Source organism: Streptomyces sp. NPDC050263 (assembly GCF_040655955.1).
In the GTDB taxonomy this organism is placed as follows: Bacteria; Actinomycetota; Actinomycetes; order Streptomycetales; family Streptomycetaceae; genus Streptomyces.
Window position 1 is genome coordinate 19593 of the sequence record NZ_JBFAKW010000106.1, and the last position, 13679, is coordinate 33271.

Below are 13679 nucleotides of genomic sequence, written 5' to 3' on the forward strand. Positions count from 1 at the left end.
GGCGGGCATCCGGCCTTCTCGTGTGGAACTACTTGGTCAGCCAGTTGAGGAACTTGCTCCACACACCTGCCTGTTCGGGCTGGCGGGCCGCTACCGCGGTCGGGAGCGCCGACGCCTGGGCAGCGGTCTGCCGAGTCGGCCGAGTCACCGGCTTGATCGGGGTGTACCGGGCGGGGAGCGTGGCGAGACCGCGGCTGAAGGCGCCCGGACGCCACGTCAGGCTCTCCTCAGGAACGCTGAGTTCGACGTCCGGCAGCCGGTTGAGGAGGTTCTCGATGGCCGACACGGCGATCTGCCGGGCCGGTTCCTTCGAGGGGCAGGCGTGCGGTCCGGCACTCCAGGCGAGGTGCGCCCGGTTGCTGCCGGCCTTGCGGGCCGCCGACAGCACGGGGCCGGTGTTGGCGGCGCCGAAGCCGACCAGCATCAGGTCACCGGCGGTGAGTTTCTGGCCGGCGAACTCCATGTCGGACACCGGATAGTGGGCGGCGAAGGTGGCCATGGGCGGGTTCTCCCACAACGTGTCGTCCATCGCCTCCTCGATCAGCCCGCCCTCGTGTGCGTACCGGTCGTCGGTGAGCAGCCGGTGCAGGGTGTTGCCGATGAGGTTGACCAGGGGCTCGGCTCCCGCGCCCAGCAGCAGGGCGACCTGGTGCAGCATCTCCTCGTCGGTCAGGTTCGTGTGATGCTTCAGAAGCCAGGAGGTGACGTCCTCGCCGGGCTTGCGCCGCTTGAGGGCGACCAGCTCGCCGACGGCCTGGAACAGCACCTCGCCCGCCTTCTCGGCGTTGACCCCGTCGAATATGCCGGAGATGCCGAAGAAGACGCGGTCGCCGATGTCGGCGGTGCAGCCGAACAGCTCGTTGAACACGAACAGCGGAAGCTGCTTCGCGTAGGAGCCGATGAGGTCGGCCGAACCGCGTTCGGCGAACTGAGAGATGAGGAAGTCGGAGATCCGCTCGACACTCTGGCTCAGCCGCATCGGGTCGATGCGCGACATGCTGTCCGTGATGGACTGACGCAGCCTCAGATGCTCGGCGCCGTCGCTGTACATGCAGTTGGGCCGGTGGGCGAGCACGGGGAGGACGGGACTGTCGGGGGCGATCCGGCCCTCGTTGAGGTCCCGCCAGCGGCGCGCGTCCTTACGGAAGGAGCCGGAGTCCTGCAGGAGTTGGAGAGCGGTGGCGTAGTCGGTGACGAGGGTGGCCTCGACTCCCGGGGTGATCTCCACAGGCGCGGTGGGCCCGTAGTGCCGAAGGTATGCGTAGTAGGCCTGCGGGTCGGCCGCGTACTCCGACCCGTACAGGGGCACTCTGCCGCCGGGCTGGTGCGCCGGGCAGCCCGGCGGGGGCACGGGGGCGGTGGGTTGGGCGTCCATGTCTGCTCCTAGTGGGCACGGTCCTGCAGATGGCGGACGAGGGTGATCAGCGCGTCGGCCGACGACTTCTCGTCTCGCGCGTCGCAGGTGACGACGGGTGTGTCGTCGAGCAGGTCCAGTGCGTCGCGCAGAGCCGTCTCGTCCCGCGGCGGGGCGCCGTCGAAGTGGTTGACGGCGATGGCGTAGTCGAGGCCGTACTGCTCGATCAGGTCGATCACGGCGAAGGAGTCCGCGAGTCGCTCGGGGTCGACCAGCACGAGCGCGCCGAGCGCGCCGCGTGCCATGTCCTCCCACATCTGCACGAAGCGCTGCTGGCCCGGCGTTCCGAACAGGTACAGCACGACCCGGTCGCTGATGGTCAGACGGCCGAAGTCCATGGCGACCGTGGTGGTGGTCTTGCCCTGGACGCCCTTGAGGTCGTCGACCGCCTCCGCGGCCCGCGTCATGGTCTCTTCGGTGGTCAGCGGCTCGATCTCGGAGATCGCCCCGATGAACGTGGTCTTGCCGACCGCGAAGTGGCCCACGACGAGGATCTTCACCGCGGTCTGCGTCGCGCCGCCGCGGACGTACGCCTGCTCATCCAAACTTGGCCCTGAGACCATTCAGCACCTCCTCCAGGATGTCCCGGTCGGCGAGTGGTGCCCGCTGCACGGGGGGACGCGTGATGAGGTAGCCGCCTTCGGTGAGAGCGGCGAGGAGGATCTTCACCACGCCCAGGGGCAGTTGGGTGTGCCCGGCGATCTCGGCGACCGAGAGGTAGCCGGCGGCGCACAGGTCCAACAGGTTCTGTTCCTCGGGGGACAGGCGGGTGGGCCGCTGCTGGTGGTCGGCGGTGGCCGTGACCAGGGTGATGAGGGAGAGCTGCCCCTCGTCGGGCAGCCCGCGCCCCTTGGTGATGACGTACGGACGCACTAACTCCGGCGTCTGGGGCTCCAGTCCGTCGAAACCGGTCATGACCGCGCGCCGAGGTTCTCGCGCGGCGGCGTGGTGAGCGCCTTGCCGAGCTGTCCGACGAGCTGCTGCATCCGGAAGGTGATGTCCTGCATGTCGACGTCGGGCGAGGCCGAGACGCCGAGGTAGGCGCCCTCGCCGGCGGAGATCAGGAAGACCCAGCCGCCGTCGAACTCGACCAGCGTCTGCCGCCAGCGCATCTGCGGGTCCTCGCAGAAGAACGCGAGCGAGCGGCTGAGCGACTGCACACCGCTCATCGCCGCGGCCACCCGGTCGGCGTCGTCCTTGCCGAAGTCCTGCGTCCGTGCCATGAGCAGGCCGTCGGCGGATATCAGAACGGCATGCAGGGCCCCGGGAATCTCCAAGGCGCTGTCAAGCATCCATGACAGATCGTCGTTCACGAGACCTCATGCCCTTCGGTGCTTGCACCACGTGTGCTGCTCGACTTTTCCGCGGGATTCGCAGGCGTGGCCCGGCCCGACTGGGTGCCCCGCTGGAAGGCACCCATGATCGCCGCCGTCTCGGCGCCCGAGCGGGCGGGAGTGGCGGCGGACGCGCTGCCCGGCACGATGGCCATGGGCCGCTTGCGACGCCGCTTCGGCAGGCCGTCGGCGGTGGTGCTCGCGGTGAGCGGTGCGCCTTCCGCGCCACTGTGGCCCGTGGCGGCGACGGTGGGAGCGACCGGGTTCGGCTCCTTCTGCTCGGGCGCGTTGGTGAGCAGATCGTGCGGCAGGAGGAGAACCGCGCGGACGCCTCCGTAGGGGGAGGTGGAGTCCACGGACACCTCGAAGCCGAAGCGTTCGCTGAGCACGCCGATCACCGCGAAGCCGAACTGCGGCGGGTTGCCGAGTGCGGAGACACCCGAGACCCGGTCGCTCGTCAGGAGCCTCTCGGCGCGGGCGCGCTCTTCGTCGTTCATACCGACACCGGCGTCGTCGACGACGATGCAAATACCCTTGGGCACGGTACGAATGTTGATTTCGACGACGGTGTCCGGGCTGGAATAGCTCGTGGCGTTGTCGAGCAGTTCGGCGAGGGCCAGTGCGACGGGTTCGACGGAACGGCTCGTGATGCCGAAGTCGACCTGGGAGAGAATCTCCACCCGCCGGTAATGGCGGACCCTGCCCTGCGCGCTGCGAACCACGTCGTATACGGACGCGACATCGCGTGCGCGGCCCAGCCAGCCGTCGCAGAGGACGGCGATGGACTGGGCACGTCGGCCGAACTGCGAGTTCGTGTGGTCGATCTCCAGGAGGTCCTGGAGGATGACCGACTCGCCATATTTGTTCTGGAGCCGGGAGACAATCAACTGCTGTTCCGCGGCAAGGCCCTGGAGGGTCCGCATCGCGGACTTCAGGACCGTTTTCGTGGCGTCTTCGGCTCGTTCCTGAGCTGCCTCGACGGATTGCGCGTACTCGTTTTCCAATGCGGAGTAGTGGGTCCTGAGCCCCGCGATCTCCTGCCTCAAGGCACGCGCCGCCCTGCGCTGACGAACAATGAGGGCGACTGCGATGAGCACGGCGACGAGGAGAGCCCAGAGTGCCGGGTTCTGTATGTAATCAGTCATAAGACTCTCTTCAGGCGACTGACGGCCAGTTGCTGAATTCCCGTCAATGCGGGTGGACCGGCGGACCGCCCGCACCGGGGTGACCGCCCGGACTGTCCCCGTAGTCGGAGATGTCGTCTTGCACCCATCCGCCCGCTCTACAAGCGAGCGTGATCGTATCACCACAAGAAGACGCCACAGACCGTCAAGATGCTGACTGAGGTGAACCTTGACGCTCCGTCAGTCCTGCCCGTCGACAACCTGCCAGCCACCCGGCGGCAACCGGGAAGCGGCCCCGACACCGAGGCGCGGGGCGACGTGACAGGACAACCGATAAACGGGCTTCCGCGACATACGGCGACAATGGAACGGAAACAACAAAAACCCGCACCCGGCGAACGCCGGATGCGGGTATCAGATGTGAGCATCGAGTACTCACCGAGCGAAATCTGCTCGCCACGGAGAGCGAAAGTGTCCGAGGGGGGACTTGAACCCCCACGCCCGATAAAGGGCACTAGCACCTCAAGCTAGCGCGTCTGCCATTCCGCCACCCGGACCAGGTGTCTGTCGCCACGCGTGTTCCCCGCGGCGACATGGACAACAATACCAAGCTTTCGGGGTGCGTTTCACCTGCATAACCGCTGGCCCAGCGGCTGCCGGGCCACCGGCGCGCACAGCTCACGCCGGGTGACCGCGTGATCACTTCGGCACCCGGATCCCGCTGCTCATCGGTGGCCCAGGGGCCCGGCCGGGTCCGCCGGGCCCGGCCGGGTCCGCCGGGTCCGCCGGGTCCGCCGGGTCCGCCGGGTCAGGGCATCAGCTGGTACTCCGGGAAGTTCCCCGGCAGCCGCTCCCCCGCCGGCCCCTGTGTCACCGCGCGTATCAGCAGCTCCCCGCCGACGAACGCGCCCCGCCAGGACGCGCCGAAGCCGCCGAACAGCTCGTCGCGGTCGCCGCGGGAGCGGGGTGTGCCGTGGCCGATCTTGAACGCGCGGATCTGCGGGGCCAGCCGGTCGTAGGTGCCGCGGTCGTCCGTGGACAGGGTGGCGACGAGCGCGCCGTTGGACGCGTTCATGGCGGCGAGCAGCTCCGCCTCCGTGTCGACCAGGACGATCGTGTCGACCGGGCCGAACGGCTCCGCGTGGTGCAGCGGCGAGGACGGCGGCGGCCCGAGGAGCGAGACGGGCTGGACGTACGCCGAGGTGTCCTGGCCGGGCAGGAAGCGGGCGTCGGCCGGGTCGCCGCGGTGCAGCGGGACCGCGCCCCGGTCGATGGCCTCGGCGACCTGGTCGTGCAGCTCCTTGGCCTTGGCCGCGTTGATCACGGGCCCGAAGTCCAGCCGGGGGTAGGGATCGTCGCGCCGCTCTACGGCCAGCGGATGCCCGAGCGTCAGCGTGCGCACCGCGGGGAGGTACGCGGCGAGGAACTCGTCGAACAGCGAGCGCTGGACGACGAAGCGCGGATACGCCGTGCAGCGTTGCTTGCCGTAGTCGAAGAGCTTGGGGAGGACCGCGGCGAGGCTGTCCCAGTCGGAGTGGTTCCAGATGCCCCAGGTGTTCAGTCCTTCCTGTTCGAGGATGTGCCGCTTGCCGAGGTCTGCGACGGCCGTGGCCACCGCGGCGCCGGTGTCGCGGCCGCCGACGAAGGAGACGCAGCCGATCTCGGGCGCCCGCACCAGCGCCGGTGACAGCTCGCCCCCGCCGCCGCTGACGAGGGTGATCGGGACGCCCTCGCGCGCGGCGAGCGCGCAGGCCAGGGTCAGACAGGCGACGCCGCCGTCGGTCGGGGTCTTGGCGATGACCGCGTTGCCTGCCAGGGCCTGTACCAGCAATGCGTGAACGAGCACGCTCATCGGGTAGTTCCAGCTCGCGATGTTGGAGACCGGCCCGTCCAGCGGGGCCCGGCCGTCGAGCATGGGTTCGATGCCGTCGACGTACCAGCGCACGCCGTCGACGGCGCGGTCGACGTCGGCCTGCGCGAGCCGCCAGGGTTTGCCGATCTCCCAGACGAGGAGCAGGGCGAGCAGTTCGCGGTGTTCGGCGAGGGCGTCGAGGGTGGCCGCGACGCGGGCCCGGCGTTCCTCGAGCGGAACGTGCCGCCACGCGCGGTGCCGGTCCAGGCAGGCGCGGACGGCTCGGTGGGCGGTGGCCCGGTCCAGTCGGGGCGGGCCGGCGATCGGATGGCCGTCGACCGGGCTCGTCGCCGGCAGCGTCCGGCCGTCGGCCTGCCAGGCGCCGTTCCAGAGGTTGAGGACGCGGTCGTCCCGGAAGGCCTCCGGGGCGACGGCGAGGCATCGCCGCCAGGCGTCGGACCAGGAGGCGCCGGATTTGAGGGTGAGGGTGGTGGTGGTCGTCATCGTGCTGCTCCGCTCTCGGTGCACAGTCGGGGGCGGGGTGCCTGCGTGATCGGGTGCCGTCACGCTCGTTCGTCGAGCACGGCGAGCGCGAGACGGGCCGTTTCGGTCGGGGTGGCGCCGACCCGGACGCCCGCCGCCGCCAGCGCCTCCTGCTTCGCCCGGGCGGTCCCCGAGGAACCGGACACGATCGCTCCCGCGTGCCCCATCGTCCTGCCCTCGGGTGCGGTGAAGCCGGCGATGTAGGCGACGACGGGCTTGGTGACGTGCTCGCGGATGTAGGCGGCGGCTCGTTCCTCGGCGTCGCCGCCGATCTCGCCGATGAGGACGACGAGTTCGGTTTCGGGGTCCTCCTCGAAGGCGGCGAGGCAGTCGATGTGGCTGGTGCCGACGACCGGGTCGCCGCCGATCCCGACGCAGGTCGAGAAGCCGATGTCGCGCAGCTCGTACATGAGTTGGTAGGTGAGCGTGCCGGACTTGGAGACCAGTCCGATGCGGCCCGACTTGGTGATGTCGGCCGGGATGATGCCCGCGTTGGACTGGCCCGGGGTGATCAGGCCGGGACAGTTGGGGCCGATGATCCGCGTCCCGCGCGCCGTGGCGTAGGCCGTGAAGGAGACGGCGTCGTGGACCGGGATGCCCTCGGTGATGACGACGGCGAGGCCGATACCGGCGTCGGCGGCCTCGGTCACCGCCGCCTTGGCGAAGGCGGGCGGTACGAAGACGACACTGACATCGGCGCCGGTCGACTGCATACCGTCGACGACCGACCCGAAGACGGGCACGGCCCGCTCGTCGAAGTCGACGGTGCGGCCGGCCTTGCGCGGGTTGACCCCGCCGACGACGTTCGTGCCGGCGGCGAGCATGCGCCGGGTGTGTTTCATGCCCTCGCCGCCGGTCATGCCCTGGACGAGGACCTTGCTCTCCTTGGTGAGGTAGATGGCCATGGCGTCTGTCTCCTCAGGCTGCGGTGGCGAGTCGGGCGGCACGGCGGGCGGCATCGTCCATGGTGGTGGCCTGCTCGACCAGGGGATGTCGGCTGGCGTCGAGGATCGCGCGCCCCCGGGCCGCGTTGTTGCCGTCGAGCCGGACGACGAGCGGCTTGGTCAGCCGTACGGTGTCCAGGGCGCGCACGATGCCCTCGGCGACCGCGTCGCACGCGGTGATGCCGCCGAAGACGTTGACGAAGACCGACTTCACGGCCGGGTCGGAGAGGATGACCGACAGGCCGTCGGCCATGGTCCCGGCGGATGCCCCGCCGCCGATGTCGAGGAAGTTCGCGGGGCGGGCGCCGCAGCCCGCGACCACGTCCAGGGTCGACATGACCAGGCCCGCGCCATTGCCGATGACGCCGACCTCGCCGTCGAGTTTCACGTAGTTGAGGCCCCTGGCCGCGGCCGCCGCCTCCAGCGGGTCGCCGGGCGCGGCGCTCTCGGCTCCCCAACGCTCTTGGCGGAAGCGGGCGTTGTCGTCGAGGGTGACTTTGCCGTCGAGGGCGAGGAGTTGCCCCTGCGTGGTGCGCACGAGCGGGTTCACCTCGACGAGGACGGCGTCCTCGCGGACCAGCACCTCCCACAGCCGCATGAGGACGTCGACGGTCTGCGGCGGGAGTCCGGCCGCCGCGGCGATCTCGCTCGCCCTGGCGGAGGTCACTCCCTCGGCCGGGTCGATGTGGATCCGGGCGACCGCCTCCGGTCTGCTCCCGGCGACCTCCTCGATGTCCATGCCGCCCTCCGCGGAGGCGATCGCGAGGAAGGCCCCCGCCGCGCGGTCGAGGACGTAGGAGACGTAGAACTCGCTCTCGATGTCGACGGGTTGGGCCAGCATGACCTTGCCGACCGTGTGCCCCTGGATGTCCATGCCGAGGATCTGACGGGCCGTGATCTCGGCGGCGGCCGGGTCGGCGGCGAACTTGACCCCGCCCGCCTTGCCGCGGCCGCCCGTCTTGACCTGGGCCTTCACCACCGCGCGGCCGCCGAGCCGGCGGGCGATCTCGCGCGCTTCCTTGGCCGAGTCGGTGACCTCCGCCCTCGGCGTCGATATGCCGTGTTCCTCGAAGAGTTCCCTTGCCTGGTGCTCGAACAGGTCCATCTCGGCTCCTGCCTAAAAGTGCCGCACGCCCCCTGGACACCACCCACCGGATGCGGGATAACAAGCTTCATACAGTATTCGTCGACTGTATGCAATGTACCGCGAGAGCCTTCCAACCCCCTACGAAGGGACGGGACTTCGCCATGCCCGACGACACCCAAGACATGATTTCCGGTGGTCATCTCGTTGCCAAGGCGCTGAAGGCAGAGGGGGTCGACCGCATCTACACCTTGTGCGGCGGCCACATCATCGACATCTACGACGGCTGCGTGGACGAGGGCATAGAAGTCGTCGACGTACGCCACGAACAGGTCGCCGCCCACGCCGCCGACGGCTATGCGCGCATCACCGGCAAGCCCGGCTGCGCGGTCGTCACGGCCGGGCCCGGCACCACCGACGCCGTGACCGGCGTCGCCAACGCCTTCCGCGCGGAGTCCCCGATGCTGCTGATCGGCGGCCAGGGGGCGCTCACCCAGCACAAGATGGGGTCCCTCCAGGACCTCCCGCACGTCGACATGATGACGCCGATCACCAAGTTCGCGGCGGCCGTGCCGGACACCGCACGCGCGGCGGACATGGTGTCGATGGCGTTCCGCGAGTGCTACCACGGCGCGCCCGGGCCCTCCTTCCTGGAGATCCCACGCGACGTGCTCGACGCCAAGGTGCCCGTGGCCAAGGCGCGCGTGCCCGAGCCCGGCGCCTACCGTGCCTCCACCCGCTCGGCCGGCGACCCCGAGGCCGTCGAGAAACTCGCCGACCTGCTGGTGCACGCCGAGAAGCCCGCGATCCTGCTGGGCAGCCAGGTGTGGACAACCCGGGGCACCGAGGCGGCCATCGACCTCGTACGGACGCTGAACATCCCGGCGTACATGAACGGCGCCGGCCGCGGCACCCTGCCCCCCGGCGACCCGCACCACTTCCAGCTGTCGCGCCGCTACGCCTTCTCCAACGCCGACGTGATCGTGATCGTCGGGACGCCCTTCGACTTCCGCATGGGCTACGGCAAGCGGCTGTCGCCGGCCGCGACCGTCGTCCAGATCGACCTCGACTACCGCACGGTCGGCAAGAACCGCGACATCGACCTCGGGATCGTCGGCGATGCGGGACTCGTGCTGAAGTCCGTCGCCGAGGCCGCCTCCGGCCGTGTCGACGGCGGGGCGTCCAGGCGCAAGGAGTGGCTCGACGAGCTGCGCGCCGCCGAGCAGAGCGCCATCGAGAAGCGGCTGCCCAGCCTGAAGTCCGACGCCTCGCCGATCCACCCCTACCGCCTGGTCGGCGAGATCAACGACTTCCTCACCGAGGACTCGATCTACATCGGCGACGGCGGCGACATCGTCACCTTCTCCGGGCAGGTCGTGCAGCCCAAGTCGCCCGGCCACTGGATGGACCCCGGCCCGCTGGGCACCCTCGGCGTCGGCGTCCCCTTCGTGCTCGCCGCCAAACAGGCGCGGCCCGACAAGGAGGTCGTCGCCCTCTTCGGCGACGGCGCGTTCTCCCTCACCGGCTGGGACTTCGAGACCCTCGTGCGCTACGACCTCCCGTTCGTCGGCATCGTCGGCAACAACTCCTCCATGAACCAGATCCGCTACGGCCAGGCCGCCAAGTACGGCCCCGAGCGCGCGCGGGTCGGCAACACCCTGGGCGACGTCCACTACGACCGGTTCGCGCAGCTGCTGGGCGGCTACGGCGAGGAGGTGCGCGACCCCGCCGACATCGGCCCCGCCCTACGACGCGCCCGCGAGTCGGGCAAGCCGTCGCTGATCAACGTCTGGGTCGACCCGGACGCCTACGCCCCCGGAACGATGAACCAGACGATGTACAAGTGAGGTGCCCTCGATGACCCCCATGACCTCCACGCCCCCCAGGACCGCAACGGCCGGCAAGGCTCTCGAAGGCATCCGCGTCCTCGACATGACGCACGTCCAGTCGGGCCCGTCCGCGACCCAGTTGCTCGCCTGGCTCGGTGCGGACGTCGTCAAGCTGGAGGCGCCCTCCGGTGACATCACACGCAAGCAGTTGCGCGATCTCCCGGACGTCGACTCCCTCTACTTCACGATGCTCAACTGCAACAAGCGCAGCATCACCCTCAACACCAAGACCGAGCGCGGCAAGGAGATCCTCACCGAGCTGATCCGGCGCTCCGACGTCATGGTCGAGAACTTCGGGCCGGGCGCGGTCGACCGGATGGGCTTCACCTGGGACCGCGTCCAGGAGATCAATCCGCGGATCGTCTATGCCTCCATCAAGGGGTTCGGGGACGGCCCGTACACCGACTTCAAGGCGTACGAGGTCGTCGCTCAGGCCATGGGCGGGTCGATGTCGACCACCGGTTTCGAGGACGGGCCGCCGCTGGCGACGGGGGCCCAGATCGGGGACTCGGGGACGGGTGTGCACGCCGTCGCGGGGATTCTCGCGGCGCTGTACCAGCGGGAGAACACCGGGCGTGGGCAGCGGGTCAACGTGGCCATGCAGCATGCCGTGCTCAACCTCTGCCGGGTGAAGTTGCGCGACCAGCAGCGCCTGGCCCATGGCCCGCTCGCCGAATATCCCAACGACGACTTCGGCGACGAGGTCCCCCGGTCCGGAAACGCGTCCGGCGGCGGCCAGCCCGGCTGGGCGGTCAAATGCGCGCCGGGCGGCCCCAACGACTATGTGTACGTCATCGTGCAGCCCGTCGGCTGGCGGCCGATCAGCGAGCTCGTCGGCCGGCCCGAGCTGGCCGACGACCCCGAGTGGGCGACGCCCGAGGCCCGGCTGCCCAAGCTCACCAAGATGTTCCAGCTGATCGAGGAGTGGTCCTCGACCCTGCCCAAGTGGGAGGTGCTGGAGAAGCTCAACTCCCACAACATCCCGTGCGGGCCGATCCTGTCCACCAGGGAGATCATCGAGGACGAGTCGCTGGCCGCCAACGAGATGGTGGTCCGCGTGCCCCACCCGCAGCGCGGCGAGTTCGTGACCGTGGGCAGCCCCCTGAAGCTCTCCGACTCCCCCGTCGAGGTGACCGGCTCCCCGCTGCTCGGCGAGCACAACGAAGAGGTCTACATCGGCGAGCTCGGCCTCGGGGACGATGAACTGCGCCTGCTCAAGTCGAACGGGGTGATCTGACGTGATGGCCGAGGACCGGGCGCCGCGGGTGCGCGCAACCCTCGACGCGGTGCGGGCCGAGGGACGGACCGCGCTGACCGCGCCCGAGGGCAAGGTGATCGCCGACGCGTACGGGATCGCCGTACCGGGCGAGGAGCTGGCGCGGGACGTCGAGGAGGCCGTCGCGTACGCGGCGCGCTTCGGCGCACCCGTGGTGATGAAGATCGTCTCGCCGGACATCCTGCACAAGACCGACGCCGGCGGAGTGGTCGTCGGGGTGCAGGGCGCGGCGGACGTGCGGGCGGCGTTCCACCGAATCGTCGAGAACGCGCACGCGTACGACGCCGCGGCCCGGATCGAGGGCGTGCAGATCCAGGAGCTGCTGCCGAAGGGCCAGGAGGTCATCGTCGGCGCGGTCACCGACCCGACGTTCGGCAAGGTCGTGGCGTTCGGCCTCGGCGGGGTGCTCGTGGAGGTGCTCAAGGACGTCACGTTCCGGCTGGCTCCCGTGGACGCCGACGAGGCGCTGTCGATGCTGGACTCGATCCGGGCGGCGGAGGTCCTGCGCGGGGTGCGCGGACAGGCGGCCGTGGACCGGTGGGCGATCGCCGAGCAGATCCGGCGGGTGTCCCAACTGGTCGCGGACTTCCCGGAGATCGCCGAGGTGGACCTCAACCCGGTGATCGCCACGCCCGAGGGGGCGGTCGCCGCCGACATCCGGGTGATCCTGTCCGACGCGCCCGTGAAGGAGCGTCGGCGCTACACGCGCGTGGAGATCCTCGCCTCGATGCGCCGGCTGATGCAGCCGAGCTCCGTGGCCGTGATCGGCGCCTCCAACGAGCAGGGCAAGATCGGCAACTCGGTGATGCGCAACCTCGTCGACGGCGGCTTCGCCGGGGACATCCATCCGGTGAACCCCCGGGCCGATGACATCTTGGGCCGCAAGGCGTACAAGAGTGTCACCGACGTTCCCGGAGAGGTGGATGTGGCGGTCTTCGCGATACCCGCCAGGTTCGTGGCCGCGGCCCTGGAGGAGGTGGGACGCAAGGGGATCCCGAACGCCGTGCTGATCCCCTCCGGGTTCGCGGAGACCGGGGAACACGCGCTCCAGGACGAGATCGTGGCGATCGCCGAGCGCTACGGCGTCCGCCTGCTCGGGCCGAACATCTACGGCTACTACTCGACCTGGCAGGACCTGTGCGCCACGTTCTGCACGCCGTACGACGTCAAGGGCGGGGTCGCGCTGACCTCGCAGTCCGGTGGCATCGGGATGGCCATCCTGGGCTTCGCGCGCACCACGAAGACGGGTGTGTCGGCGATCGTGGGGCTCGGCAACAAGTCGGACCTGGACGAGGACGACCTGCTGACCTGGTTCGGCGAGGACCCGCACACCGACTGCATCGCGATGCACCTGGAGGATCTCAAGGACGGGCGCGCCTTCGTCGAGGCCGCACGGGCGACCGTGCCGAAGAAGCCGGTCGTCGTCCTCAAGGCGGGCCGTACGGCGGCGGGCGCCAGGGCCGCCGGTTCGCACACGGGCGCGCTGGCGGGCGACGACGCCGTGTACGACGACATCCTGAAGCAGGCCGGCGTCATCAGGGCTCCCGGGCTGAACGAAATGCTGGAGTACGCGCGCGCGTTGCCGGTGCTTCCCACCCCCAAGGGGGACAACATCGTCATCGTCACCGGGGCCGGCGGCAGTGGCGTGCTCCTCTCCGACGCGGTGACCGACAACGGTCTGTCGCTCATGGAGATCCCGCCGGATCTCGACGCGGCCTTCAGGAAGTTCATCCCGCCCTTCGGGGCGGCGGGCAACCCGGTGGACATCACCGGGGGCGAGCCGCCGTCCACGTACGAGGCGACGATCCGGCTGGGACTCGAGGACCCGCGCATCCACGCGCTGGTGCTCGGCTACTGGCACACGATCGTCACTCCTCCGATGGTCTTCGCGGAGCTCACCGCGCGCGTGGTGGCCGAATTCCGCGAACGCGGCGTGGAGAAGCCCGTCGTGGCGTCGCTCGCGGGCGACGTCGAGGTCGAGGAGGCCTGCCAGTACCTGTACGAGCGGGGGGTCGTGGCGTACCCGTACACGACCGAGAAGCCGGTGGCGGTGCTCGGCGCGAAGTATCGCTGGGCGCGGGCGGCAGGACTGTTGGGAGCGCCGTCATGAGGTGAACGAGGGCGGGGGCGGGCGCCGGGGGGCGGCGGCCCCCCCCCCGCCCCCCCGCGCCCCCGAACCCCAGGGGCGCCCGGGGCGGGGGCGAACAAAAGAAGCCGTG

Annotated in this window: 11 protein-coding genes and 1 tRNA gene; 3 read left to right on the plus strand and 9 right to left on the minus strand. The window is 70.0% G+C overall.

Features of this window, described 5'->3' with window-relative positions:
• Positions 1-28 precede the first annotated feature (28 nt).
• The 9 genes from AB0J04_RS34295 to sucC form a co-directional block, all read right to left on the minus strand.
• Positions 29-1375: a cytochrome P450 gene (locus AB0J04_RS34295; protein WP_363172518.1), complete on the minus strand. Its 1347-nt coding sequence runs from the start codon at positions 1373-1375 to the stop codon at positions 29-31.
• Positions 1376-1383: 8 nt separating this feature from the next.
• Positions 1384-1977, minus strand: a complete 594-nt coding sequence (locus AB0J04_RS34300; protein ID WP_363172519.1) for an ATP/GTP-binding protein — start codon at positions 1975-1977, stop codon at positions 1384-1386.
• The gene (locus AB0J04_RS34305) at positions 1952-2329 is read right to left on the minus strand and encodes a DUF742 domain-containing protein (RefSeq protein ID WP_363172520.1); all 378 of its coding nucleotides are present in this window, start codon (positions 2327-2329) and stop codon (positions 1952-1954) included. The genes AB0J04_RS34300 and AB0J04_RS34305 overlap by 26 nt, the downstream gene beginning before the upstream one ends.
• Positions 2326-2727: a roadblock/LC7 domain-containing protein gene (locus AB0J04_RS34310; protein ID WP_351919300.1), complete on the minus strand. Its 402-nt coding sequence runs from the start codon at positions 2725-2727 to the stop codon at positions 2326-2328. The genes AB0J04_RS34305 and AB0J04_RS34310 overlap by 4 nt, the downstream gene beginning before the upstream one ends.
• Positions 2724-3893 (minus strand): ATP-binding protein, encoded by a 1170-nt coding sequence (locus AB0J04_RS34315; protein WP_363172527.1) that lies wholly within the window; start codon positions 3891-3893, stop codon positions 2724-2726. The genes AB0J04_RS34310 and AB0J04_RS34315 overlap by 4 nt, the downstream gene beginning before the upstream one ends.
• Positions 3894-4344: 451 nt before the next feature.
• Positions 4345-4429, minus strand: a tRNA-Leu gene (locus AB0J04_RS34320).
• A 251-nt stretch (positions 4430-4680) separates the two neighbouring features.
• Positions 4681-6228, minus strand: coding sequence for an aldehyde dehydrogenase family protein (locus AB0J04_RS34325; protein ID WP_363172521.1), 1548 nt, complete (start codon positions 6226-6228; stop codon positions 4681-4683).
• A gap of 59 nt (positions 6229-6287) precedes the next feature.
• Positions 6288-7172 carry a succinate--CoA ligase subunit alpha gene (gene sucD, locus AB0J04_RS34330; RefSeq protein WP_363172522.1) on the minus strand — a complete coding sequence of 295 codons (885 nt, stop codon included), beginning with the start codon at positions 7170-7172 and terminating at the stop codon, positions 6288-6290.
• A 13-nt stretch (positions 7173-7185) separates the two neighbouring features.
• Positions 7186-8316 carry an ADP-forming succinate--CoA ligase subunit beta gene (gene sucC / locus AB0J04_RS34335; protein ID WP_363172523.1) on the minus strand — a complete coding sequence of 377 codons (1131 nt, stop codon included), beginning with the start codon at positions 8314-8316 and terminating at the stop codon, positions 7186-7188.
• A 143-nt stretch (positions 8317-8459) separates the two neighbouring features.
• On the opposite strand from sucC, the gene AB0J04_RS34340 reads away from it, so the two are divergent.
• Genes AB0J04_RS34340 through AB0J04_RS34350 form a run of 3 tightly spaced genes read left to right on the plus strand, consistent with a single transcriptional unit; the run spans position 8460 to position 13570 of the window.
• On the plus strand, positions 8460-10142 hold the full coding sequence (locus tag AB0J04_RS34340; RefSeq protein ID WP_363172524.1) for a thiamine pyrophosphate-binding protein: 1683 nt from the start codon (positions 8460-8462) through the stop codon (positions 10140-10142).
• 19 nt (positions 10143-10161) lie between these two features.
• Positions 10162-11421, plus strand: coding sequence for a formyl-CoA transferase (frc, locus tag AB0J04_RS34345; protein ID WP_363172528.1), 1260 nt, complete (start codon positions 10162-10164; stop codon positions 11419-11421).
• Between the two features lie 4 nt (positions 11422-11425).
• Positions 11426-13570 (plus strand): acetate--CoA ligase family protein, encoded by a 2145-nt coding sequence (locus tag AB0J04_RS34350; protein ID WP_363172525.1) that lies wholly within the window; start codon positions 11426-11428, stop codon positions 13568-13570.
• Positions 13571-13679 lie beyond the last annotated feature (109 nt).

What these genes read in the sequence shown, in the direction of transcription:
- AB0J04_RS34295 (WP_363172518.1), bottom strand. Translation starts at nt 1,375, where the DNA reads ATGGACGCCCAACCCACCGCCCCCGTGCCCCCGCCGGGCTGCCCGGCG.
- AB0J04_RS34300 (WP_363172519.1), bottom strand. Translation starts at nt 1,977, where the DNA reads ATGGTCTCAGGGCCAAGTTTGGATGAGCAGGCGTACGTCCGCGGCGGC.
- AB0J04_RS34305 (WP_363172520.1), bottom strand. Translation starts at nt 2,329, where the DNA reads ATGACCGGTTTCGACGGACTGGAGCCCCAGACGCCGGAGTTAGTGCGT.
- AB0J04_RS34315 (WP_363172527.1), bottom strand. Translation starts at nt 3,893, where the DNA reads ATGACTGATTACATACAGAACCCGGCACTCTGGGCTCTCCTCGTCGCC.
- AB0J04_RS34325 (WP_363172521.1), bottom strand. Translation starts at nt 6,228, where the DNA reads ATGACGACCACCACCACCCTCACCCTCAAATCCGGCGCCTCCTGGTCC.
- sucD (WP_363172522.1), bottom strand. Translation starts at nt 7,172, where the DNA reads ATGGCCATCTACCTCACCAAGGAGAGCAAGGTCCTCGTCCAGGGCATG.
- sucC (WP_363172523.1), bottom strand. Translation starts at nt 8,316, where the DNA reads ATGGACCTGTTCGAGCACCAGGCAAGGGAACTCTTCGAGGAACACGGC.
- AB0J04_RS34340 (WP_363172524.1), top strand. Translation starts at nt 8,460, where the DNA reads ATGCCCGACGACACCCAAGACATGATTTCCGGTGGTCATCTCGTTGCC.
- frc (WP_363172528.1), top strand. Translation starts at nt 10,162, where the DNA reads ATGACCTCCACGCCCCCCAGGACCGCAACGGCCGGCAAGGCTCTCGAA.
- AB0J04_RS34350 (WP_363172525.1), top strand. Translation starts at nt 11,426, where the DNA reads ATGGCCGAGGACCGGGCGCCGCGGGTGCGCGCAACCCTCGACGCGGTG.